This window comes from Vibrio sp. R78045, assembly GCF_042466085.1.
GTDB classification, from domain to species: domain Bacteria; phylum Pseudomonadota; class Gammaproteobacteria; order Enterobacterales; family Vibrionaceae; genus Vibrio; species Vibrio cyclitrophicus.
In genome coordinates, this window is the sequence record NZ_JAXHBS010000011.1 from 26717 (window position 1) to 50880 (window position 24164).

General features: G+C 47.2%; 27 protein-coding genes. 3 read left to right on the plus strand and 24 right to left on the minus strand.

What is annotated here, in order from left to right; genetic code table 11:
• Positions 1-666 (minus strand): hypothetical protein, encoded by a 666-nt coding sequence (locus SJY39_RS09165; RefSeq protein WP_102332181.1) that lies wholly within the window; start codon positions 664-666, stop codon positions 1-3.
• Between the two features lie 155 nt (positions 667-821).
• Here SJY39_RS09165 and SJY39_RS09170 point away from each other — a divergent pair, with 155 nt between their 5' ends.
• Positions 822-1403, plus strand: a complete 582-nt coding sequence (locus tag SJY39_RS09170; RefSeq protein WP_102332182.1) for a DUF2913 family protein — start codon at positions 822-824, stop codon at positions 1401-1403.
• 403 nt (positions 1404-1806) lie between these two features.
• Here the strand turns inward: SJY39_RS09170 and SJY39_RS09175 are convergent, their stop codons facing one another.
• The 22 genes from SJY39_RS09175 to ltrA all read right to left on the minus strand — a co-directional run bounded on the left by SJY39_RS09175 (position 1807) and on the right by ltrA (position 20764).
• Positions 1807-2172, minus strand: coding sequence for a hypothetical protein (locus tag SJY39_RS09175; protein WP_235618381.1), 366 nt, complete (start codon positions 2170-2172; stop codon positions 1807-1809).
• Positions 2169-2360: a hypothetical protein gene (locus tag SJY39_RS09180; protein WP_235618382.1), complete on the minus strand. Its 192-nt coding sequence runs from the start codon at positions 2358-2360 to the stop codon at positions 2169-2171. Before SJY39_RS09180 ends, SJY39_RS09175 begins: the two co-directional genes overlap by 4 nt.
• Before the next feature lie 1081 nt (positions 2361-3441).
• Positions 3442-4419 carry a trypsin-like serine protease gene (locus tag SJY39_RS09185; RefSeq protein ID WP_102332183.1) on the minus strand — a complete coding sequence of 326 codons (978 nt, stop codon included), beginning with the start codon at positions 4417-4419 and terminating at the stop codon, positions 3442-3444.
• 173 nt (positions 4420-4592) lie between these two features.
• Positions 4593-5030, minus strand: a complete 438-nt coding sequence (locus SJY39_RS09190) for a hypothetical protein (RefSeq protein ID WP_102332184.1) — start codon at positions 5028-5030, stop codon at positions 4593-4595.
• Positions 5031-5050: 20 nt separating this feature from the next.
• The gene (locus SJY39_RS09195) at positions 5051-6013 is read right to left on the minus strand and encodes a type II secretion system protein (protein WP_102332185.1); all 963 of its coding nucleotides are present in this window, start codon (positions 6011-6013) and stop codon (positions 5051-5053) included.
• Entirely contained in the window at positions 6006-6251 is a 246-nt protein-coding gene (locus SJY39_RS09200) for a hypothetical protein (RefSeq protein ID WP_102332186.1), read from the minus strand. The genes SJY39_RS09195 and SJY39_RS09200 overlap by 8 nt, the downstream gene beginning before the upstream one ends.
• Before the next feature lie 31 nt (positions 6252-6282).
• Positions 6283-6783, minus strand: a complete 501-nt coding sequence (locus SJY39_RS09205; RefSeq protein WP_102332187.1) for a hypothetical protein — start codon at positions 6781-6783, stop codon at positions 6283-6285.
• A gap of 9 nt (positions 6784-6792) precedes the next feature.
• Entirely contained in the window at positions 6793-7287 is a 495-nt protein-coding gene (locus SJY39_RS09210; RefSeq protein ID WP_102479402.1) for a hypothetical protein, read from the minus strand.
• Positions 7288-7298: 11 nt separating this feature from the next.
• Positions 7299-8291 carry a type II secretion system F family protein gene (locus SJY39_RS09215; protein ID WP_170967450.1) on the minus strand — a complete coding sequence of 331 codons (993 nt, stop codon included), beginning with the start codon at positions 8289-8291 and terminating at the stop codon, positions 7299-7301.
• Complete coding sequence (locus SJY39_RS09220; RefSeq protein ID WP_102333128.1) at positions 8275-9960, minus strand: GspE/PulE family protein; 1686 nt, start codon at positions 9958-9960, stop codon at positions 8275-8277. Before SJY39_RS09220 ends, SJY39_RS09215 begins: the two co-directional genes overlap by 17 nt.
• The gene (locus tag SJY39_RS09225) at positions 9960-10658 is read right to left on the minus strand and encodes a hypothetical protein (protein WP_102333127.1); all 699 of its coding nucleotides are present in this window, start codon (positions 10656-10658) and stop codon (positions 9960-9962) included. Before SJY39_RS09225 ends, SJY39_RS09220 begins: the two co-directional genes overlap by 1 nt.
• Position 10659: 1 nt before the next feature.
• A complete protein-coding gene (locus SJY39_RS09230) occupies positions 10660-11844 on the minus strand; it encodes a hypothetical protein (protein WP_102333126.1) in 1185 nt (394 codons plus the stop codon).
• Positions 11841-13361, minus strand: a complete 1521-nt coding sequence (locus SJY39_RS09235) for a type II secretion system protein GspD (protein WP_102333125.1) — start codon at positions 13359-13361, stop codon at positions 11841-11843. The genes SJY39_RS09230 and SJY39_RS09235 overlap by 4 nt, the downstream gene beginning before the upstream one ends.
• Positions 13358-14647, minus strand: a complete 1290-nt coding sequence (locus SJY39_RS09240; protein ID WP_102333124.1) for a hypothetical protein — start codon at positions 14645-14647, stop codon at positions 13358-13360. Before SJY39_RS09240 ends, SJY39_RS09235 begins: the two co-directional genes overlap by 4 nt.
• A gap of 227 nt (positions 14648-14874) precedes the next feature.
• Positions 14875-15180, minus strand: a complete 306-nt coding sequence (locus SJY39_RS09245; protein WP_235612579.1) for a hypothetical protein — start codon at positions 15178-15180, stop codon at positions 14875-14877.
• Positions 15177-16529 carry a DNA sulfur modification protein DndB gene (locus tag SJY39_RS09250; protein WP_102333123.1) on the minus strand — a complete coding sequence of 451 codons (1353 nt, stop codon included), beginning with the start codon at positions 16527-16529 and terminating at the stop codon, positions 15177-15179. Before SJY39_RS09250 ends, SJY39_RS09245 begins: the two co-directional genes overlap by 4 nt.
• A gap of 114 nt (positions 16530-16643) precedes the next feature.
• On the minus strand, positions 16644-16880 hold the full coding sequence (locus SJY39_RS09255) for a hypothetical protein (RefSeq protein ID WP_102333122.1): 237 nt from the start codon (positions 16878-16880) through the stop codon (positions 16644-16646).
• Between the two features lie 98 nt (positions 16881-16978).
• Positions 16979-17320 carry a hypothetical protein gene (locus SJY39_RS09260; RefSeq protein ID WP_102333121.1) on the minus strand — a complete coding sequence of 114 codons (342 nt, stop codon included), beginning with the start codon at positions 17318-17320 and terminating at the stop codon, positions 16979-16981.
• 80 nt (positions 17321-17400) lie between these two features.
• Positions 17401-17634 (minus strand): hypothetical protein, encoded by a 234-nt coding sequence (locus SJY39_RS09265; RefSeq protein ID WP_102333120.1) that lies wholly within the window; start codon positions 17632-17634, stop codon positions 17401-17403.
• A gap of 74 nt (positions 17635-17708) precedes the next feature.
• Complete coding sequence (locus SJY39_RS09270; RefSeq protein ID WP_235612580.1) at positions 17709-18233, minus strand: hypothetical protein; 525 nt, start codon at positions 18231-18233, stop codon at positions 17709-17711.
• 123 nt (positions 18234-18356) lie between these two features.
• Complete coding sequence (locus tag SJY39_RS09275; protein WP_017110273.1) at positions 18357-18800, minus strand: DUF3577 domain-containing protein; 444 nt, start codon at positions 18798-18800, stop codon at positions 18357-18359.
• A 491-nt stretch (positions 18801-19291) separates the two neighbouring features.
• On the minus strand, positions 19292-20764 hold the full coding sequence (gene ltrA / locus SJY39_RS09280) for a group II intron reverse transcriptase/maturase (protein WP_102333119.1): 1473 nt from the start codon (positions 20762-20764) through the stop codon (positions 19292-19294).
• Positions 20765-21054: 290 nt separating this feature from the next.
• On the opposite strand from ltrA, the gene SJY39_RS09285 reads away from it, so the two are divergent.
• Both SJY39_RS09285 and SJY39_RS09290 read left to right on the plus strand, forming a co-directional pair.
• Positions 21055-22092 (plus strand): IS110 family transposase, encoded by a 1038-nt coding sequence (locus SJY39_RS09285; protein ID WP_102257639.1) that lies wholly within the window; start codon positions 21055-21057, stop codon positions 22090-22092.
• Between the two features lie 297 nt (positions 22093-22389).
• Positions 22390-23430: an IS110 family transposase gene (locus tag SJY39_RS09290; protein WP_102333785.1), complete on the plus strand. Its 1041-nt coding sequence runs from the start codon at positions 22390-22392 to the stop codon at positions 23428-23430.
• A gap of 186 nt (positions 23431-23616) precedes the next feature.
• Here the strand turns inward: SJY39_RS09290 and SJY39_RS09295 are convergent, their stop codons facing one another.
• Positions 23617-23796, minus strand: a complete 180-nt coding sequence (locus SJY39_RS09295; RefSeq protein WP_390241857.1) for a hypothetical protein — start codon at positions 23794-23796, stop codon at positions 23617-23619.
• Positions 23797-24164: the final 368 nt, after the last annotated feature.

A 24164-nucleotide genomic window follows, 5' to 3' on the forward strand; every position in this document is an offset into this window, starting at 1 on the left:
CTATCCCTCCCCGACCGTTAACGTTGTACGTTGGCCTTTGTAAAGCGTCTCGATGTGGTGGTCATTAACGGCGGTGATTTTCCAGCCGAGATAATGTTGACCAGCTTGAAGGGCGGATAATTCCGAGAGCGTACTGGCGCCGGGCTTACCGACAATCGCCAGTTGGGTATGACCCCGCGTTTGCACATCAAATAAAACAAAAGGCGCCGTGATGGTTGGCGTCTTTACGGTGGGCTTAACGACAGGTTTGACACGCGCGGGTGCGCGATTTGTGGTGGATTGACGAGAGAGGCGTTGAAGTTTTGTTTCCAATACTTCCAGCTTTTTGCTGTCTAAGCCCAACTCATCCAAACGAGCGCCTTGATTGGATTGAGTGTTCATGAGTTCGGTGATGTCACCTTGCTGCGCATCGAGTCGCTGGGTTAAGCCATCAAGCGTGAATTGCAATGCGTCAAGCGCTTCAAGGCGCGCTTGACGCTCCTTGTCGCGGCTTTCATTTATCGCCAACACCAAACTTTGATGCAGTGCGTCCAATCGCGAGTCAAAGCTCTCCTGTTGAACCGGTGAGAAAACCTGCTGATAGGCGAACAGGCAAGCGGCGCTTAATATTAGGCTCCACAGGCTAAACAATAGCCCTCTAAGTAACGTTTTGAGAGTGAATTTCACACCTCGCTCCTACGGTTATCAGTGATGGGACGACCGTAGCAAAAACACCCAAGGAAAATCTTGATTAAAAATAAATATTTTTAACGCGTATTTTTATTTTTTACTTATGCTATAATAATTGATTTTCCTTAAATTACCCCAAATGCAGACAGCAGATGAGCCGAAATCTGAAACACTATCAAGCCCTTGATGCACTCGCGACCCACGCGCTGCTCGCCCTCTATTGCACCATGAGTGAGCAAGGCGGGTTCTGGACTGTGAAAAGAAGAAACGAACGACTCGTGAAGTTCATCAAACCAAAAGTCAAACACCCTCAATTCTCAACGTGTAAACCTGAAATCAAAACCATGCTCAGCATTGGCCGCAGTCCCATCGGCAACCTTGAGCAAAAGTTATGGGATGTGAACCGTCTGAACCTTGAGTACCAGGCTAAATTTTCACAAGCGGATGAACTCTACATCATGTTGAGTGGTCTATTTGAACAGCATCAATTCCCCTCGATGCTGGAAGACATAGAAAAAGACCTTGAAAGGGATACGCTCTATATGAAAGAGAAAGGCATTGAGAATGGGTTTGATGAAGACAATAACCAAATCAACCCGCTAGCGATGACGCTGAAAACTCATCGATTAAAAGCACTCATTGAAGCGGTGCAAACTAACGGTATTTATCGCGTGGAAGTGGACCATGTAGATGAACATGAAGTGATTCATCTTTTGTTGCATCGAAAGGGGTAAGCGTTGTGGGTTGAGACCGACTAGGGCTTAGTTTTGCCTTGGGTGTATTGGTGCGGGACCAAATGTCCGTCTTTTACCTTAATCGAAAGCTTGTTCATTTTACAGCGAACTCCAAAAGCCGCGCAGTTAAGTAAATCCTCAAGGGATTGTGCTTTTTCAATACGCAATTTGGGTTTACGCATGAATCGTTTGAAATTGGCTTTGACTAGGCTAGGTTTGGTCGTGGGCATAAAGGTGAGGTTATTAACAGTGGATGGTGCACATAATAAACGAATCTATCTGATCATGCAGCTCCTGACCATTTTTAACAGGACTCTATGCCGTCCTACGGGCTGCGCCCTACCTGCACAGCAGTCAGAAAAGAAAATACTTCGCACTTCCTTTCCTGACCGCTCGATATTGTTTAATAACGCAAGGTAGAGCTCGACGACGAAACTTGAATGATTAACTCAACTTCAATCGCGGTAAGGATTTGTTCCATTAGTGTCTTTTTGATATCAACATACTCTGAGCGCTCTTTAGACAATTCAGCCATGATATTAGGCATGAATCCATCAACCAGTACGACCTTTCCTATCACGCCGAAGTTATCGTGTAAAAACATCAGGCAATGTCCACGATGATCATAGCTGACTCTAGCATTGACTCCATCGGGAAGGACATCCTTGGAGAGTTGAGGAAGTTGAGTGATAAAGGTGTTTTGTTGTCGGTTCCCCAACGATTCAAGCCCTTGAAGGTTCATTCCCGTACGACCGATAGAGCTGATCATGGCTGGGGACCTAGATACTCCCCAGAGTCAATCTCAATCGTTCGCCTGTCCATCACATCCATCAGCAACTTAGCAATCTCATGAGCATCAGAGAAAAGGTTCTTTTTCTCTTCCAGAATGAAATGTCGGCCCAGCCCTGGCGATAGCATCACTTCAAAGTCACCATCCACCAATAGATTACCGTCCATGATGGTTTCCCCGCAACATTGGTCTTTATAGCGCAAGAGAGTTTCAGAGCAGGCGTGTACGATAGGTTTGAGTTTTAGCTCGGTCTCCGGGTATAAATCCTCCGCAATCGACTCATTCATGACAAAATTGATCCCTCTACGATGAAGAACAAACCGAAAAAGAAACAGGGAAATGTCATGACCAGCCAAGTTTTTCATATTGATATCACCTCTTTAGACACCATCGACTCTAGGCAACGTTAAATGTATTCGACATTGCCTTGATAAATCGGAATGCATAAGAATAGTTTCACACTTGATGTGTTTGTAATAACACAATACCAGAAACGCTAGCGGTGAACGCCAATAAGAATGATAAGAAGCCTCGATACTCACAGGGAGTGGCTTTAATTGTTCAATGTTAAAGAATGAGCCGTGCTTACTCAGTAAAGGTGACGTCAGTACTAATGATTGACCACTGTATTTTGGGAGCAGTTCAATCAACAGTTCGAGCTCTTGGTATGTATCTCTTGTAAAAGGATAGATCGCCGTTGAAAGGTGAACATGGTATTGGTTTTTCTTTAAGGACGGGGTTAGCTTGAGTAAGGTGAGTTCATTCAAAGCGATCCTTACACTGTACCCCAAACCTATCCACGCAGTGAAAAGAAGAACACCGCCATGGAGGAATAAGGGGAGATGAAGCGGCATCAACCAGACCGTGACGACCATTAAAATGACGACACCTTTGAACCCCCTAATCAAATTTATCTTTCCGGAAGGGGCATGAGAGAAGGTCAATAATCTCTGTAGGAAAATGAAAAGTAAAAGTGTGTTGACAAAAAGTATCACAAGATTATCCAATAAGGTTCATTTTGACGGCAATAAGCCCCGCTTGTTGGGGCAAGATGAAGCCGACAATTGAACAAAGTGAAATCGTCAGGCTTTTGCATCCCACCGCGCCCCCTCGTGGTACAACAAATACCCTCGATGATGCGTTTTTCTTAATAGCCGTATGGCTTGACGGTACGTGGTGCGTATCACGCGCCAATCATTACCATCGAGCATTTCCAATATAACAGAGTCGTTAATTTTGTAATCCATATCAGACCTGTCTCTTTCTTAAACGCCCGAAGACAGCTAATCCAAGTAGAGAGAAAACGCCGAGAGAGCCACCGCTGCCGCCAGAACTTGGTGTCGTTGTTGGAGGTGGTACGGGAGTCGGTGTCACAGGGTTGATATCAATCACTTCATTGGTGGTTAGATGCAGTTGACCAGAGCCGCTCACATCGAGCTCATACGTACAGGTATCGAAAGCATCAATCGCAGGCAAGGTTTGACATGTACCGCCAGTTATCGTGACATCACCAGAGCTTGTCGCAGAATCGACCACGCTATTTTGGTGTAAAGACTGAACTTTTACAGTCTGAGTGCCCGTTCCTTTGAGCACGGTTGGGTAATGCCAACCATTGATCTGCTCTAAAAGGAAGTCTTTAGCGTAGTGAAGGTCTGTGCCAGAAGTAAGACTACCACCTGAACCTCTGTGAACTCCAATAACTTCATTATTATGAAACCAAGCACCACCACTATCTCCCTGTATAGTATTTCCAACTACAACGTTACCTTGATGTGCTGTGTGCCAAGAAGATGATAACCTGTCTATAGATACGACCGCATAAGAAAGAGGATAATTCCCACCAAATCCATAAACCCGAATATCATCACCAAGGTTGACATTTTGTACATTTAAATCAGCAAAGTAGTGAATATTTTTTGTATTCGCGGCCTCAGGAAGAGTCCAAACAGAGACATCATATTGAGATCCAGAACCAGACCAAAGGTAGCTAGGATGATCAACCCGTCCACTTGCGTTGACCACGTCACCATTGGCAAAGGTTATGCTAGTTAAATCAGTACAATGTGCAGCCGTTAAAACTTGATTGCCACCTATCACTAGGCCTGTGCAATTGTTTTTAACCATATCATCAAAGTCATTTTGCCAATCGACAGTCGTACCATTTTCAATCGCAAACACCGAACTTGAGACTAAAGAAATGGAGAGACCCACAACTATTTTCTTCATGATTAATACTCCTTTTTAATGGAAGATAATTATACCATTTTCAACACTTAATTATCTGAAATATCACGATATTAACTATGATCTTTTCACCTAATAAGGTCATTGATATGATCGGTTGTTATATGAAAGCAAGGCAATATGACATCATACTACCCTACTTTTATATGTGGGATTTAGTCAACTTCCCAGCAAACGGCTTTGGCTGAGACGGCGCACCCCCCACAACTGGCTCGTCCAGATTTTAAACGCCAATACCCTCCCGATTGATAGACATGCGCATCCGTTCCTTTTAAACCACGGCCATAATATCCACTGACTTTACTCAAAGAGCACACCCACCCATTCGTTGGTTTGAGTGTTTTGGTGATCACGGACGTTGTTTCCCCACCAGTTGAAAATTCAACCACTTGACCTGATGGGGTTGAGCTTTCATTTGGTTCTAATGGATAACTGTAATCCCGTTTGTATTGTTCAAACTCTGCTAAGTCTTGGGCTCGCTGCGCTTCATCCGCTTTATAAACATCCTCCAGGGTCACTTTGGCCGTCGCGGGAGGTAAGATAAAAACAAGGGCAGCCAGCCCAAAAAGTATGCGTTTAAATAATGACTTCATGGTATTTTCCTTTCTTAGGGTTAACGACAACTGGCAATCAATAACGCCTCACCGGTCGTCACTTTTGCTTGTTGCTTACTGCTGTTGATTTTTACAATAGTGGACATTCCCACTTGCCAACGAGTGGCGGTTTCGTTGATGAGGTAAGGTTTGGTTCCACCAAGTAAGGTGTAATAACGGGTATCTATCTCTACTTTTGAAATAGATAGTTTGTACTGTGGGGTTTGGCCTGCAATGCATTGTGGTTTGTCTATCCAATCGCCGTGCTGGGCTCGACTCACGCTAACAAGGTATTGACTCACCGGAATTTGCGACCCATCACTGGCTCTAAGCGTGACATCCTTGACATTGGTAATACCGTGCGCTCCGCCCACATCCCAATCCTCTGTTAATGTGGCGCTCCCATCGCGCATGACAATGTTTTCGTACATCAGTGCCAACGTCGCTTGACGTAGAGTAATGTCGATATCATTACCCGCTCGCTTTGCTCCTGGAATGTCAATCAACACGTTTGACCACCGCGTCCACTCTTTTGCATCCTTGTCTAATTCATGAAGTGGAATACGAATGACTAAATGCTCGTTAAATGCCGGTATGTGCGTAAGGTCGGTGTAAAAGTAAGTACTCAGACGCGAATGGCTCCACGGCACGTAATCGGGCAACTTACATTCACCATTGAGTTCTCGATCAATCGTGCAACTGCCCCAGTATTGCTCGGGGTAATCGTTCATGAGGTTATCCAACGTTGCAGGCCAACTCGCTTGACTGGTCGAATCGACCCCTTCTTCGGTGATCTTGTAGTATTGATATTGATGAATGCGCTCTATCAGCACTCTAATGTGCTCACTGTAAGCTTTCGCTTTCTTGTCAGTTTGATAGTCGTTATAAAATGGTAATGCTGCCATGAAAATAATCAGACTGAGTACGAGCGTAAGGATGAACTCGACGAGCCCCACGCCGCGCTGTTTGAAGGCACTATTCATCAGCGAAGTTCTCCGTCGTAATGGCAGGTACTACTAGTACTGCATCAATATAGGATGGAGACATTACAACGGGTGGCTGTTCCGTAATGAGATTGATGAACAATTTCTGATTTATGCCTACACTCACACCGGTCAGTAGACCGATCCCCCAACCTAACAAAAAATACAGTCCCATTTTGGTCTTTTGGTTGATCATTGGTCCCGTTTTAAATAAGAGCGTTTTCATTCTATTTCTCATTGTGAAATTCCTTTATTCGACAAGCCTATGTTTACCAAGCAAAACACGCGGTGGCGGGATCAAACTCCATGCGCGATACATCGGTTGGTCCTTTAACGACTTCAAGTATCTTTAAGGTTCGACCCTGAAATTGCCAACTGCCTATCACGGTTTGAGCCAGTTCGTTAAGGCGAGTTGCCTCCTGACTGGAGTGCGCCGTCAACGTGAGGTGCTTACCTATCACGCGGCCGCTGTTGCGGCTCGCCTGATAGGCAATATCGAGCGTCCAAGGACTGTTATCCCGGATGCTCGCCTCCAACCATCCCTCACTGACCAATGTATTGATGTTGTCGTCAATCGGTATGTGCAGACAGCCAGTGCGCTCGGTTTCGCTGCGTATCTGCTCATCCATCGCTTGCATGACCGCTGAGGTTGTTTGCTTAAACAACGCTTTTTCTCGCGCACCGTTGTACGCCAGCAATAGGCCAGTGACGACGCCTAACATGGCCAAGGTGCGCAGCGTACTGGCTAGTGTGAGGGAGGTAAGATTCATATCATTTCCTTACAGTGTCACAGTGATGACGTTGCCAGAGACGGCTAAGGTCGCGCAGCTGGCGGCGCTGTTACAGTTACCGGCACTCAATTTAGCGAGCGTATCGGCCAAGTCATCGATGTATTGCGTATCGATGTTGGTGATGCCCACCTTCACGCGCTGCATGTTCGCGCTATCGACCGTCAAGGTGTAATTCCCGCCATATTCATTGGTGCCAACGCCATCACGCGTATCACCACAAATCGTGGAGGACACCGCATTGCGGGTGGCACTGCACACTTTGCTCATGCCAGTACCACTGTGATTGACGCTTTTGACTTTCTCCGCGCCGGCTTTGATTTGCGTCACTGCCGAGACGGTATTGGCTTGCGCCGACCAAGCGGTCGCCATGTTGTAGAGTTTGACGATGCCAAGAAAGAGAAAAACGGCCAAGATGAGGTACATGATGAAATCAATCAGGCTGATACCACGTTGTTGGTTTGGGTTTGAACGAATGCGTTTCATGTTGTGTTTCCTTAGAGTTGTATCGAGATAAAAAGGGATGCCATGGCGCTGCCTACCAGGGCGGCGAGCAGCAAGATACCCCAAACTAAAATGACTTTTGGGACAATGAGTTTCAGCGTGGCCATTTTTTTCGATAAATGGCGGTGGTGTTGTTCGGCGCTTTTTTCAAGCAAAGTCGAAAGCGGTGCGATATCTCCCATCACGTTCAGGTTGACCTGCGCGTCACGGAGCAAAAGCCCAGTATCGAGCGCGCGCCCTGGGTTGGTTTCGGTTTCAAGCTGGCGCTGCATTTGATTGAGGTGAGACTTCAAATAGCGAGACGAATAAGCGTCCACCTCCGTCATGGCAGCTTTGAGGCTCATGCCCGCTTGTGACAGATTGGCGAGCGTGGACAAAAGGTTGCCCGCCACCGCCATGCGATAGTCGCAAAATGGCCAGATGTTATCGGCCATATCGCGCCCTTGCCCTGTCCATATCGGCATGAGTAGCGCTTGAATAACAAACGAGCCAATGAAGAGGCTCAGCGCCACCAGTCCCGGCCCTGAAACCGTCTCTCGAACCTGACTGGCCATCGAGTGTTCAAGACCAGCAGTCGTAATGATTTCACCACTGATGTACACGCCCAAGACGCCCAATCCCAGCAAAGTCAGCAGTGGAAAGGCCATCATGAGTAATAGAGACTTCATCACGCCTTGACCGCCTTCGAGCTCTTTAATGGCAATGTTTAAGCCGCTTTTGAGCTGACCGTTTTGCTCAGCAATGGCGAGGGTTGACACCACGACGGGCGAGAGCCAGCCACTGAGCACATCGGTAAAGCGTTTGCCTTCCCCAGGCGCCTTTAGACCCGCTTGACCAATTTTTTGCGTGCTCCCCGAGCCACTGCTTGCCAGCTTTTGGCAAAAATCCTTGGTGGTCATGCCGTACTGCGCGCAGGTACGCCACTGCTCAAGGAGGGCGGTTTGGTCTTTTTTGTCAAACAACCACTGTTCAAGAGACACCGACATGATTGACCTCCGTTTGGTCTGCGTTCGCCTGCTCATCCATCTCTTGACCGATTTGTTGATATAAAGATTGAGAGGACACCGGCATCAAGCCATCCACTTGCTCAGAGGCGGACGCAATGTCCACTTGACCAAGTGCGATGCGATGCAGCGTATGACGACGAATATCGGGCCAGCCTTGCGCCTGTAGATAACGACTCCATCCTAAATAGTCCTGCGCTTTGATGAACTCGCGGTCCGCATCTTCGATGGCGATAAGCTCCAACACCAACAAACGGCCACTTTCACCCGTTTGACGGCAATGCTCGCAGCCAGCAGGATGCTTTACGCGCACTTGATGATGCGCCTCGAGTAACAGCGTTGAAACTTGAGTCAACTTGGTTTGATAAGCGGCTTGCTCATCGTGATGGTCATAGACCGCTTTCGCTTCATCCAGGGTTAAGGCGCAGTGCGGACACAACTTTCGCACCAGCTTTTGATGGGTAAAGAGCTGCATCAATCCTGGCGCCGAAACAATGGAAGACGGGATGCCGAGCTGCTCAATAAAAATAGCCGGCACGCCAAGCGCACTATTGGCGTGCAAGGTTGAGAGAGCCAAACCACCCGTTTCGCCTTTGCGCGTAAACTCTTTGGTGGTGTCATGACTTCGAAGCTCACCAAACGAGGTGATGTCGATGTCTTGGCGAAGCTGCTCTAGGGCATAGAAGGTGTAGTCCAGGTATTGCCCCGAGCCATCGACCAACTCACGCTTGGGCTCAACCAAGGTTTTCGTGATGCCCGTTTGTTCAAACTCAATCGGGTCTTCGAGCGTATGGCAGCAACGCGCCACGCGGTCAACCGTGTCAAACAAGGCGTACACTAACGAGGTTTTGCCTGAGCCCATGGGGCCGGTGAGCACAATAATGCCTGAGCGGCGCTGCATTTTACTTTCCAGCAAATCACGTTGAGCAGGCAACAAATCCATATTATCAAGCGTGAGAGGCTCCCCAAGGGGCGTCAAACAACGCAGTACCAATTTAATGCCGTGACTGAGCGGCATCATCGCGACGCGCCACTCCACCATAATAGTGACGCGGTGACTTTTTCCCTCCTCATCCAACTTTGTGATAGAGCAAGGCAGTTCAAAGCGGTCATTAAGTGGCAGTCTGGGTGAATAATTGGAGTTACCCAGACTGAAGATATACGCCGCCAAAGATTGCCCCACCGCGCGGTCAAGTCGCTCAGCGCTCTCCCCGCCGGCAAAGATTTTGAGCCTTTCACGGCGCCCATCCACGCGCAGCAAAATAGACGTACTGTTGCGATGCACTTCAAGGTGAATATCAGAGGCTTTGACCTCCACCGCGGCCTGGCAAAGCTGCGTCAGTTTATCGCCATAGGCCGACTCCAGCGCGGCTTGCGTCTCTTGATTGAGTAGAGTGCGCGCCATATCGAGTAATGTTTGTACGCGCGTCTCATCGGTTAACTTCACCATCGGGGCGCGCGCAAAAAAGCGCCCGCCACTGAGCGATTCCGTCTCTTGCACGTAGCGGCGAATATCGGCGTATTTTGGGCTGTCATAACAGTCCACCCAAATCACCCCCTCCTCATCCACAATGGTGTGGCCATCTTCGATGCACAGCTCAAGTAAGGTTTGGTCGTGCAATAAAGACAGGTCATGTCTGGATTCATTCATCAAAACCCCTCCATACGTAGAAAGCGATGCGCGCCGTTATCACGCAAACGAACGCCTTGCTCACTCACGCTGACAATCGACAAGGTTCCGACCACGGTGCCTTTTTGCACTTTATGCCAACGGCCATGCACGTTAATGCGGGCTTGCCACGCTCCGTTGTCGATTTGCACAAGGCTGCCCAACATCAAGCCGGCGGTTTGCACCTCCTTTGACGCTCTTGAAGACGTACTCACCACCGGGGTCACGCTGACGGGGGCGCCGATGAGGCTCAACTCGGTTTCCAGACTGTCCGGTTGCGAGCGTAAATTTTGCTCACGTACATCGGCATCAAGCGTCGCCCTGGTTAGCTCAGACAGCTTATTAAGGTACGTCTCAATATCATCGCTAAGAGGTGGTAGGGGGACGACCGACTCTGGCTCAAGATTGAGTTTGGCCATTTGCTGAGCTAAACCCTCACTGACGGCCTCTACAGACTGCTCCAGAGCCATCGGCGCCTCTGCAGAAAGCGTTGATAAAGAGGATGATACTGGCACTTCACGACCAGACTCGGCATCGCTATGATTGCCTTGTTCTTCCTGCTGCACGGAGGCACCTGCGTACTCAGACTTAACGTCAGGAAATAACGTGGTGTAGCTCATACCTACGGCCGCTACGCCCATCAAGGCGATAAGACCAATTTTAATTGGGGGAATGGTCATATTAGAGACCTCCATATAAAGTGATGGAAAAAGAGAGTGACCAACGATGTGGGCTCACCGGTTTTAGCGTGAGCGCTTTCATCGAGACCGGCATGACCGCAAACAGCGCCGCCAGGGTATCAAGCTCTGATGCGCTCACCCCTTGATGCGTCACCTCCCATGTTTTACTTTGCCAAGTGCTTGATGACTTATCACTGCTTTGCTGCGCGATAAAACCCATGGTCACGAGCGCGTCTTGTAAGCGCTGGTCTGTCGGCTGCATCGGCATCACGTGTGACTGCCAGTAAGGCATCCCAGACGCGAGGGGTAAACGCAGCGTGTGTTGGTCCCCATCGTTGCTCAAAAACAAAGAAAATGAGTCATGTTGACGCAGCCATTGTTGCCACACACCAATAAGGCCATTAGGCTCACGCTCAATAGTGGCCGTCAGCTCTGCGCCTTGTTGAGTCAAGCCTTTGGTTTTCCAACCAGGAGGTAGCAGGGCAAGGTGAGTCGCGCTCAATAGCGCCCCTTCCATGACCGTCTGCGCGCTGACCGTTTCATGCAGTACCAAGCGATACATTCCCCATGGCGGGAGCGCTTTTAACTCAGGCGAGACGCTCTCATGACTCACTTGAGAAGTCGCAGGCTCGTTAGAGTCAGAGCGCTGAACATAAAGCGTTAAAGCGATCACTGCGGCGAGCAACACGCTCACTCCAATTATCACTCTGCGATTGTTTAAGGGTTGAGCGGGTGGCGTTAACCGGTACAGCTCCAGTAAGCTCAGCTCTTGGTCGCTTGGCGGCACTATGCGCTCATGGTTTTCACTCACGGACTCAGCTTGCAAAGATTCAACCAAGAAAATATGTGAGGCGCCTGCGTTTGCTGCGCACAAGTGATAGTGCGTGTCAGTCCAGATTTGGCGCACCACACCCGCGTCAATCAGGGTCGCGTGCCACAGGTCTCCGATATTCTCGATAATGGTGACACCGTGCTCACCAGCCTCTTGCTCATCGAGCAAGCCGCGCGCGGTTAGCACATCGAGCCACCATTCACTGCGCGCCACGCCTTCACAATCACTGCCATACAGACAGACCCAGTCACCACGTTGCGACACGTACTGATAAGGCTGCTGGCTGCGGCTTTTCAGGCGACGAATCGTCTTAGTCGCGTGACCGTGATGGGGAAGAGACAGTAATTCCATCATCCGTCCGCCCTCCGTGGAGTGAGGAGCACCAGCGTATCGACGCGCTGTTTCACCGCACTGTTACCGCCTAAAAAGGGGATACCTAGGAAGGTACTTTCTTCTGTCGTGGTGTCGATTTGTGACACAGAGGCCACCACAATCGTTTGTCCGTATTTGAGCTTGTTGGCAAAGTTGATTTTGGCTTCACGCATTTGTGGGAAGACCAAGGTTTCACCGCCCACCTCTTGCGTCTCCAGCGATTCAATTTTGGTTAACATGCCCGAAGTTCGAAGATAAACGTGGTCGCGCTGAATGTTCGGAACGACGATGAAATCCACCCCCTCACTGCGCTTACCACGCTCGGTATCAGTGGTGATAACGCCCTCGTCACTGTCTGAGCTGATGTTTTCAACAAACTCGATGATGCGCTCTTGTGTGATGTGGTTGGTCTGATGGTTTTGCACCAATATCGTAATAGGCGTTTCGGTCGACACCTGCCCTTGCTGGTTCAACGCATTTATCAAGGCCGTTGAGCCGGACCATTTGCCCCCGCCCGTAAACGCAAACCCAGGACTCGATGAGCCAGAAACCAAACTGGTGCCAGGAATGAAAAAGCTCAAGCTGCTGTCGCCACCAATATCGCGAATAATATTCCAGTCAATCCCTCGGTCATGGCCAAGGTTGGAACGAAATTCGAGCACTTGCACTTCCAAGGCCACTTGGCGCGTCAGCGATTGTTTCGACTGCTCGACAAACGCCACCACTTCACGCATGCGCCCTGGCGTGGTACGTACAATTAAGCGAGATAAAGACGACACGGCTTGCACAGAGCCTACTAAGGATTCTTGCGCATCCCCCTCTCCGGTTAAATCCGGATCGAGTTGAAGCAAAGCTTCTACGCCCAGCGCCACTTCCCCGAACACATCCACATTACTGCTCGATAAGGTGACGTATTGCCCGTCCACTTTCGCAGAGGCTTCCTCATCGTCTCCGCCTTCACTGCTTTCACCGCTGCCAATCTGGTCGCTGAGCATCCCTGGCGGCAATTCAAGTTCAAACGTGCGAGACACAAAGCGTTCGACGTTCAACGTGTCCCCTTTAGGGGTAAAGCCGACATTAAGCTGACGCTCAATATCATTGAGCAATGCCGACAGTGAGCCGTCATGTTGAATACGCACGCGCGTATTCGGGCTCACGCTCGCCCCAAACCACGCTTGTTTATCAAGGGGTGACAACACATCGCTGAGCACCATGCTCAGTGGCAAGCCCGACGCGGGCGTGCTGACACGCACGGTCTTACTCAGATAGTCAGTATCGGTGCGGCGCTCTATCGGTATCAGGCTGGCCGGGGGCTGCTCAATGCGTTCGACTTTGAGAGACTCACGATGTCGGTGGCGCTCGATGTCACTGAGTACCGAGGCGGACTCATCATTGCGCTTGTCGTATTCATTGAGCCCAAGGGTTTCACACCCTGAGAGCGTTAAGAGCACGCCAATGAGACAGAAGGATTGAAAACCCGAGAGACGAAATAGGTTCATAATGGCGTCACCTCTTTGATGTAAATAGTTTTAGTCGCATCTAGGCGCTGCGCTTTGAGTGGATAGGGACCAAGCAACGTGGTCATGGCCATGCTGATGTCACCTTCTTTGGTGACCAATGGATAAGGCGTGAAGGTAAAGTCAGCCACAGGCCAAGACGATTTTTCATCCCAGCGCCAGCCATAATGCCCGGTGACCTGCTTAGTCGCCGCTTTCAATGTGTCACCTGAGACCATTAAGGTCGTCACGCGCTCGCCTTTCCACGGATGAAAAGCCATCAGCTTCGAAAGTATGTTTGAGTACAGCGTTAACGTATTGAGAGACGGATTAGAGGCCGACAGTGCTTTCACAGCACCCGACAGTGAGCCCGTTCGAACAAAATCTTGCGTGGCCACTCCATCCAAAGCAGTCAAAAATGCCTTATCTTGAGCAAACGCCAAAGGTTGGTCGCCATGTTTGTAAGCCCAGCGGGTTAATGCGCTGCGAAAGCTTTCTCCAGCATGGACGCGGTAAGTGGTGAGCGCTTTTTTCTTCACAGACGACTTAGACGATGTCGGTTTTGCTTTTGAACTTGACGAGGGTTTCCCCTGCATATCACTGGCGAAAAACGCATCATTATCGTCCTCAAAGCTCGACCACACCTCTGATGAAGCGTTTTTAGAGGCTAATGACTTTTTCAATTGCGGCGTCATGACAACGCTTGGCTGCGCGTCTTTTGGGGAAGAAGAAAGAGACGATGTCGCCGCCACTTTGCTCGCTTTCACAGACCCCACCAAAGGAGACTTACCTTCTGAAAACCCACTCACGGGTTTCGGCGCTTGCCACTCATACCCGTACTTGAGGCGAAAACCCACATTGCGACGAACCACATCTTCCTCAAGCGAGAACGCTTGACCACCGATGACTTGCAAGGCTTGTCGAAGGCTCATGTGCCCCATATCGGTATGACCCAAAGGCAACGGCTGCGCATAGAGCTGCGTTTCAGCGTAAGACGTCGGGGTGCGCAGCGATACGCCACTGCCAGATAATAAGAACTCGACGCCGTCTTTGATGCTCATCTTGCTCATTACAGGTAAGCGAGCTTCAATCGGCACGCCTAAGATGTCGGTCATTTGCTCGCCTGCCGAGCGTTCAATGACATAACGTGAGGTCTGCACGCTGCTGCCCGATAACTCGGGGGCAGTGCGAATATTTAATGGGGGTGGCGGCGCTTGTACAGGCTCAGGCGGGGTTTGACACCCGGCCAACAAGCCTGCAAAAGACAACATGAGCCAGCGCGTTTGCATATCATTCTCCTGACAATAAAAGACCCCGACACGCTAACAAAAAGGCAAGAGGAAATACTCGATAGAAATAATTATTTCTCGAGTATTAATTTTTTTATTTGTGATACTATTATTGGTTTTCTTGAATTACCACCCAAGGCAGAAAGTAAAGATTTGATCTTACGGTAGAAACAAAAACGCCAGCTTATCGCTGGCGTTTGTCATTAGAAGACGTTAAGTAAATCAGATTATTTAGCTGAAAAGGTAAAGCCCAACACGCTACGAAACCAGTCGGTTTGATGGACATCAACCTCATGATTTTTCACCTGCAGCTTTAACTGCTCTAGCTCTTGAAGGTGCGCGCAGCTCTCACCGTGAGAATACATCGAGAAGCCGAACTCCTTTGTCCACTTCACCACCGCTTCAACCACATCGATCGCGGCATCTTGCGCTGGTTGACTTTCCGTTATTTTGGCCAGTGCCATGGTGCCTTCATCGTCATACACATAGACAACTTCGAGTATTGTGCTCACTTCCCCGGAAAGTACATTCATGACTTCTCTCCTTCGGCAGCAAAAAAGATCTTTTTCACTTCCGATTTCATCACCCCTAAGTGGTTAAAGCGTGATGGATTGTCGTCCCCATCAATCATTTCAAAGAAATGCTGATAATCCTGCATCGAACTTTCCCCAAACTCGACACCGAGCGCTTTCATCGCGATCACAAACTTGTCACCGATAATCCGTGCAAGCTCAGGTTCGACATTAGATAAGCCTGAGTTCACCAAATCTTTCAGCGCGAGATCAATGCTCCAACCAAAGAACTGACGTTCCAGTTGGCGGTGCTCCGGTGTTAAAGGAAGGTCACATTGCATCAATAACTTATTGGCTGTTAAACGTATTGCCGTTGAGTCAGAAAGCATTCGTCCTGTTTCTAGCTGTATGCATCGATGCATGAAGTCAGAGGAATCCCTAGAAAAATCTAGGGCAGCTAACCGCTCATAAGGCAGTTCGTTCACATCACCCAATTGGCATAACATGCATTGCCCAGCTAGTGCATACGCTTTGAGCATCACCGTGTGAGTTTTGATGGTCTCTAGACGAACCGTTGCCGGCTCATCATTCTCCATCCACAGCCCTCCCCACTTTAGTGCCTCACTAAGTGATTGCCAAAACACACGCGCCACCTCTCGGTTGGCCTCGCTGACGGTTTCCGTTTTTGCATTCAAACTCAGCAACGTTGCCGTCGCGTCTTTAATGGTTTTGAGTGGGAACAAATACGCACTTTTTGCCGTGATGGTATTACGTTCAAAGTCCACAAGACCTTTAAAGCAGCTGAGCTCATTAGCCAGTTCAACCGCCAACTGAGGCAAGACTTCCCTTGAGTTATACGCATCCGATAGACTCTGCGCGGGTTTAGACACATTTTGGTTGATGTCAGTAAAGGCCATTTTGCGCTCTGCTAATGTCATATCAACAAACAGCAATAACGGCACATTGTCTTGACCAAGTTCAGACGCTTCTTGAATTGCCAGGCGAATGCCACTGGCTCGGTGCTGACCATCAAACAGTTTAAGTTGTGCATCCATTGGAATGCTGAGCTGACCAATAAACGTTTCATTGCCCAGCATGTTAAATTGCACAGACTCGGGACTGGTTGGGTTCGTCTCAATCACCCCGGTTAAGCAAGGAATGATATAGCTGTCTCGATTATTGAGCATGTATTGCGCCACTTTGCGTGCTCGTCCTGGATTCACCAAGCGCTGCGAACGCTCTAATGCCTCTCCGTCATCAATACGAAGCAGTTTCGTTAAAACTCGCATTGGCATGGCGACGTTATAAAAACAGCGTCCAGCTTGAATGCCTCTTGCGGCAGGTAGTGTGTAGACCCATTTGTCAGACATGGTTTGTCTCCTTTATCAAAAAGAGCCACGCCCAAACCAAGGAGCGTGCTCCCTGGTGGGTAAAGAAAAGCCCCTATCTAAGATAGAGGCTTTAAGGTTAAGTCGAATTGAGGTTTATCTAGCGATAGCAGCGACTAATGCAAGTACGCCAAGTAATATCGGAATTAACGCAACTTGCCACGGACGCCAGATAAGTTGGCTGTCGATGTTTCGTTGCTCAACATTGAGCTTGCGCTCTTCTGCATTAAGTTTTCGCTCTTCCGCGTTAAACTTGTACGCCTCTGAGAGCGTTCGATAGAGGTTAACATTCTCTATTTCGAGCTCTTCGATGCGTTTTTGCTTTTCGCACATATCTTTCTCCGTATTCATAAAATAAGAATAACAAAAAAGACAGAAAACCCCAATCCCCGACAGGAATAGAGGTTCCTGTCGGATGGGTTACATTACGGTTAGATCAACACTTCCACGACGTTATACGAAACATACGGGCCATGAATGGTTCTCGTGGTACGTCGAACCACTCCTGCTTGCTCAAGCGCGCCTAAAAATCCAGCGTACTCGTCGCAATCTTTGATGGCCGTTTCATTCTCGTTGAAGTGATTATTTGGTAAACACACCGTTGGAGTGCCCATAGGCTCTCCTGGAAACGAATCCGAAGCTTCATTTCGTTTTGTATCGGCTGTGCATAACTGGAGCGCGATTTGCTTATTATTACGATAGTGATGTTTAGAGACGTCACAATCGATTTTCTGCCCACCGGCCAGTGTTACCGTCACCATAAGTTGAGTCATATCATTTCTTCCTAATATAAAAAAAAGAAGGAATGACCCCATAGAGGAGGCATTCCCCTCTATGGGTTTATGGGTTGCCCCTAATGCGAGCGACGCTGAAATCTCAGCGTGTTCACAAACGGGGTAGATTCATCCCACACCATGAAATCATGGCTAAGGCGTTGTTGGATCACTTCAATGTCTTCGACGGGGTAAAAGCGACCTTCACGCATCATAAAACCAGCGTTTGCCAGCTCTGATGGTGAAATGTCACTGCCCCTCGCCACAGAAAAAAGCGCACTGGCTTTGGTCTGTAAAAGATTGATTTTGTCCATCTTGCTCTCCTCAAAAATAAATAAGGAGAGCCGCCGCCATAGGGGAACGAGTCCCCTGTGGGTTGGGTTAATAGTTAATTCAATTTCGCTTGTTCAATACGCGCCTCTAGGCGTACATCAAAACGCGCGTCCAGCATGGTCTTTTTCCACCAATGAACTACCGCTTGCGGCTCATCAGCGTCAAGAAGATAAAACGTACATAGCCAGCTCACCACTTCGGGTTCGCTGTGCAATGCCTGTTTCAATTCAGTCCAATGAACGCCTGTTATCGCTTTAGCATTACCATCACGGATTTTTTGTTCGATAACATCGAATACATCAGCGTAGTAGCAAGCTTTGGAATAACCGCGCTTATTTTCCTCCATGTTGGCTTCGCACTTAGAGCAAAACTCTTGGTCACATTCATGATGGCTACAGTGAGTACAATCCAATGAGTAAACTCGGTTAATGCAACCACCCAGTAACTCATCAAATTCACGTCTTACAGCAGCTTGACCGCAGCAAGGACAGGGTTCTTCACTTGTGAAACCATTCGTGTCGAGTACGTACTCTAGTACCAACGCGTTATGCGTCTCTTGAATCATCATTGTATTGTTCATTGTCGCTCTCCTAATATTGGCAAAAAGGAGAAACGTCGCCATAGGGGAACGTATCCCCTGTGGGTCATCAATGAAAGTAATAAAAAGCCCCAACACACAACAGTGTATTGGGGCAGTCAAACATCAAGCCGCTTGCTGATTTTCATCAGAACCAGTCGGTGCTGGCGATTGTACAAGTACAACGTCATTCACCTTCAGATACTTCACTTTGAGTAGACGCCCCTTAATGGTTGCGCCAAACTGACCCGCTTTCGTACTGTGGTTGCTTTGATAAGTAAAGGTGTCGAGCGAGATATCACTGATAGTAAAACTCAGTGAGCCTTTATCGCCACCTTGTGGGCTAAAGTCATAGTTATCAAGACCATGCGCTTCAAAAAGCTCAATCGCCTCTTTCCCTACGACTTTGCAGTCAATGTACGTTCTTTCGTTATCATCACCACGTAAACACGTGATGGTGGTTGCGTAGAACGGGTCACCTTTTTTCGGTGTCACTTTTCTCACGCGGTTTAGAAAACCAAATCCATGAGTGTGAAGGTCGAAATAAGTGTTTTGATTGTTATCAGACATAATGTTTTCTCCGAGACAGGCTGCACGAGAAAAAATTACATCCCACCATGGGAAATAATTTTCCCGTGGGGGTGATAAAAAGTCGGTGTATAGCGCCAAAGCTCTATCAATATAGGCTAAGGGCAGTTAAGTACGCTTTCACTTCTTTAAAAAGAAGCCACGACACATTTCAGAAAGCCATTTAAGGGGGGTTAACCCCGTGTGTTTAATACTATTCGTCAGTATTCAACGTTTAACATCTTGAGGATAACAGTCCAAATGGGCTTGTAAAGTGATTTATATCACATCTTATTTGATTTATTTTTCATCATTATTAGTGCCTGATGTCGGCAGGCAATCGCTTTACCGCGCAATGGTTTTATTAATTTCTAACAAGGTTTTGTCGAGTAGACGACACTTGTTACCAAGTGCCGCCCCTCTAAGAACCGTACGTGCAACTTTCACTGCATACGGCTCAAGCCTCCACTAAGGCATCGTTGATACCCAGCAACTTATAACGCAGTCAGGACAGGCTCTTTCCAAGAGTTACGAGCTAGCCTTTTGGGTTTTCTCTTCACCAAGTATTCTTGGTATTGAGGGTCAAAAGGGGTCGCAGCACTCCTAATTTTCACGTGTCGTTCGATCGGCACTTTTGCTATTTGGAACAGATTGAAGTGACAGTCCATGTTCATGATTTTCTGCCAACCGTGAAATTGCCACTGGCCTTTACGATTGAGGAAGTACTTATGAACAACCCAGTCTTTGGACTTGGTTGGATGACGTCTAACTGCCCAGTGCCATAGCGCTTGGAATAGTTTGTGGCCGACATACCCGAATATTTGTTTAGCAACACAGTGGCGATAGTAATTCGCCCATCCCCTGAGTTTCGGATTTATCAACTTGATAAGATCGTTAACAGGGATGGTTGCGTGCTTTTTGATGAGTTCTCGTAGATTTCTCAAAAATAACAACGTGTTGGATTTGCTCGGCTTGATGAGCAATTTCCCTTTGTACTTCCTGTGATTGAAGCCTAGAAAGTCAAAGCCATCATCAATATGAGTGATCTTCGTTTTCTCTTCGGAGAGGGCTAACCCTCTTTCTGCCAAAAAGTCAGCAATCAGTGGTTTGATGTCGTTCACTAGCACTTCCTTTGAAGAGCAAGTAACCACGAAATCATCCGCGTAACCGATAAAGTTGGCCCTAGCACCCTTTTTCAGGGCTGTAGATTTTATTTGTTGCTCTATTCCCGCGAGAGTCATTAGCATCAAGGTTGGAGAGATTATTCCACCTTGAGGTGTACCCTCATCGGTATCATAGAACAGACCCTTATCCACATAGCCAGACTTTAACCATTGCTCTAACATACGTTTATCTACCGTGATATTGTCCATAAGCCATTGATGCCCGATTTTGTCGAAGCAAGCCTTAATATCTCCCTCAAGAACCCACTTAGCTGATCGCTTTAGAGCCAAACATTTGAAGCACTGACTGACGGCGTCAGCCGTGCTGCGATTTGGCCTAAACCCATAGCTATTGAGGTCGGCAAGCGTTTCGGACACTGGTTCTAATGCTAGAAGGTGGAGGGCTTGTTGCGCTCTATCAATCATGCATGGAATACCCAATGGCCTGAGCTTACCGTTCTTTTTGGGAATGTAGATACGTTTGAGTGGTTTTGCAGAGTAAGCCTTGCGGCTCAGTTGATTGACTGCTTTCATACGGCGTACATCTGTGTTCCAGGTGACACCGTCTATTCCAGACGTTTTACTGCCTTTATTCTGAGAGACTCGCTTAACCGCAAGAAGCTTGGCTGAGCGAGAATGAGTCAAGAGCCACTGTAAGGACTTCACCTTACTGTATTTCTGTTCTCTAGTTGCTTTTGCGATACGCATTTGAAGCTTCAATACGTGTGCTTCAACGGATTTCCAGTCGATGGACTGCCATTGAGTGCCGTCAGAAGATGCACTAATCTCTTTCGAGATCACCATTTGCTTTTCTCCTTGAATAAAGTTCTTCAAATTCTCTCGCAATGGGAGACCTGTCGGAAGTGGGCTCACTTTCGTGATCAGACATAAGCCTGTATCTGCATCATTACAATGTAGCTTTCGCTTTTTCCGACCTCCTATACCTGCATCACTATCGGCCACAAAGGCTTTCCCAAAGGGAGTGATACAGGCTTACCCTGTTCCGTATGTTACGTAAAATGTCAGCTTAGATAATTGGACTCCCCAACCCTAAGTCCTACAATAGTAGGGTTCAAAATAATTTGGAGATTCAAATGAACAAGACGATTGTTGGCGTTGATTTAGCTAAAAAAGTGATCCAAGTTTGTATTTATACAAACAGAAAAGTGCACTCAAATACAGAGATGACACCGAAGGCGTTTACTTGTTGGTTAGTAAATTCAAGGCCTGCCACAATCGTGTTTGAAGCTTGTGGTACTTCGAATTATTGGAAGCAACTCGCTTCTTCTCATGGGCATGATGCTCGTTTAATCTCATCGAGATTAGTTGCTGTGGTCAGACAAAATCAGAAAACTGACAAAAATGATGCTTTGGCGATAGTACAAGCATCACTGTTACCTGATGTGAACTTTATTCAAGGTAAAACAGCCGAACAGCAGCAACTACAATCGATTGTCCGCTTACGAGAACTAAGCATAAGACAAAAAACCGCTTCTAAAAACCAATTGATTGCTTTGTTATCTGAATTAAATATTCAAGTCTCCAACAGAAATGGGGGGTTAAGAGCAACAATTGATGAAACCCTAGAAGACGCAGATAATGGTTTTTCACCTTCGTTTCGTCAGGCAATATCTACTGCCTGGGATCAATATTTATCGCTGGTTGAAGCGATTGATATTTACGACAACTGCCTTGAAGAATCTTTGAATTATCATCCTGAATGTAAGAAGTTACTTAAAATTGAAGGCATCGGTATCCTTAATGCTGTTAACTTATATATCGCGCTCGGGTGTGCTGACATTGGAGCTTTTAGTAAAGGGAAAGCAGCCGCAGCCTGCATAGGGCTCACACCAATACAACATTCAAGTGGGGGGAGAGCTAAAATCGGTTCGATAGGAAGAGGTTTTAAAAATACTCTGTTTCGAAGCCAATTGATTACTGGTGCGATGTCGATCGTAAGCAAGGTTGCCAATCGCCCACCGAAAACAAAAAAAGAAGAGTGGCTAAAAAATTTAATTGAACGTAGAGGTAAGAAGTGTGCTGCGGTAGCGTTGGCAAATAAAAATGTCAGAACAGCATTTGCTATTTTAACTCAAGGTACGGAATATAAAGCTGAACCGTTAGTATCTTAGTAAATTGTCTTAACAGTAAAATGCATAAATTGGATGAAAATCAGTTAGTCAAAGCAGCGGGCATCTGAGAGTCTTGAACTCGTAGCTTAGATTTGCTACTAACTCGCGTAAATATCGTAGAGCCTGAGTTAGCTACTCTTGTTGAGCTCGTACATAAGTGCGCATTTATTTCTGATTTACTGACGATTACTGTTGACAATGGGGAGTCCACATAAGATGCCCACTATAGATGTATGGACTCCTCTCCCCTCGGGGACTACGTTATAAATACACCTGTAAAAATAGTGGAGCTCAGATATGGAAGAGAATCTAATACTTGCCATCGACCTAGCGAAAAACTCATTTCAAGTTTGCTATATGAGAATCAATGGTGAAGTTCTCATGAACAAAGCTATCAGCCGTACTAGTTTGATCAGACTGCTAACTGGAAAGAAGAAGTTTTCTTTAGTGGTCATGGAGGCTTGTGGTGGTGCTCATTACTGGGCTCGCTTAGCGAAGAAAAATAATTATGAAGTTAAAGTCATCCCACCTCGTGCAGTTAAAGGTCTACAACTCAAACAGAAAACGGATAAGAATGATGCTTATGCGATAGGAGTTGCCGCTCTACTTCCTCATATATCTAGTTGCAGTCAGATGTCTGAAGAAGAGCAAGGACTACAGTGTTTGGATCGTGCTCGGGCATTACAGATAGCCCAACGAACAGCACTTAGTAATCAAATGCGTGGGTTCTTAATGGAATTTGGCATCGTTTTGCCCAAAGGAATAACTCCTTTAGCAAAACGGATCCCAGAAATATTAGAAGATGCAGAAAATGGGTTACCAGATTGTTTACGCCAAGTACTCGCATCTCAATCTGATTTATTAGCTATGTATACAGAACAAATAGAATACTACGACGGTTTAATTACAGAGCATGTCAGTCAAAATAAAATCTGTAAAAAGCTTAGTAAACTAGAAGGAGTTGGGCCAATCGTAGCATTAGGTCTAATGGTACGTTTAGGTAATGGTAAAGAATTTGTTCGAAGTCGAGATGCGTCTGCTTGTATAGGATTAACGCCTAAACAACACTCTACTGGCGGTAAAGAGCGTATAGGGCATATTTCTAAAAGTTGCGCAGATAAGCGTTTGAGAAGCCTCTTGTATCAAGGAGCAATGTCTATAGTGTACAAAGTTACACTTCGAGCACCAACAACAGAAAAAGAACGGTGGTTAAAATCTATGATAGAGCGACGTGGTAAGAAAATAGCTGCTATTGCTCTGGCAAATAAGACGGTTAGAACCGCCGTTGCACTCATAAAAAGTGATAGTGAGTATCACCCATTGGCGATTCAAGCATAAGTAGTGTCAATCAAATTTTAATTCAATGACTTGCATAAAATAAAGCGATAATACAACCAATGGAATTCAGATCCGCACAAAAGTACTTAGATACTGCGCTATAGACTCGGACCATTGGAGCGAACACATCAAAGGGCAGGAGTAGCTCTCCAATAAGAGCCCGTATATAAGTGCGCAACTATCGTTCTATTTTAAAAGGCATTGATTAAAACGAGGAGTCCATATAAGTGCGGAGAGTACGGCGACCACGAAAAAGTACTGTCCAACCTCTTTCCAACTCTCATTGCCTTTTGGCCACAGCGTATTAACCACTTCCGCTGCTTCATCATATAACGCACCTTGGATGGATTCACATACGTTCATCATACTGACTACCTAGCACTTACCCGAATTGTGGTTTTCAGGAGGAACTTCCTCTCACGATTCTTTTCCCACTCAGCCCAACGGCCAAGTTTCGTTACATTGTCCGAGCCGCTGCTTTATTCAGGCTCGTAGGTTCATCTGGTGATACAGACGGTTCACTCATAAAGCGGTGAACAACGCTTCATACGACCTCAGGTCGCACGGACAAAAATGAGTTAGCTCTAGCCTCGTTGACTCGAAGGTCTACTAGATGAAGAAAGTATCGTTCGTGATGGTTTAACCAACCCATATAAAACAAAAAAGCGAGCCACTTAGGCTCGCTTTTGATTGTCTTTTTCTTGCTTAGACTTCAGTTCAGATTACAGAAGCTC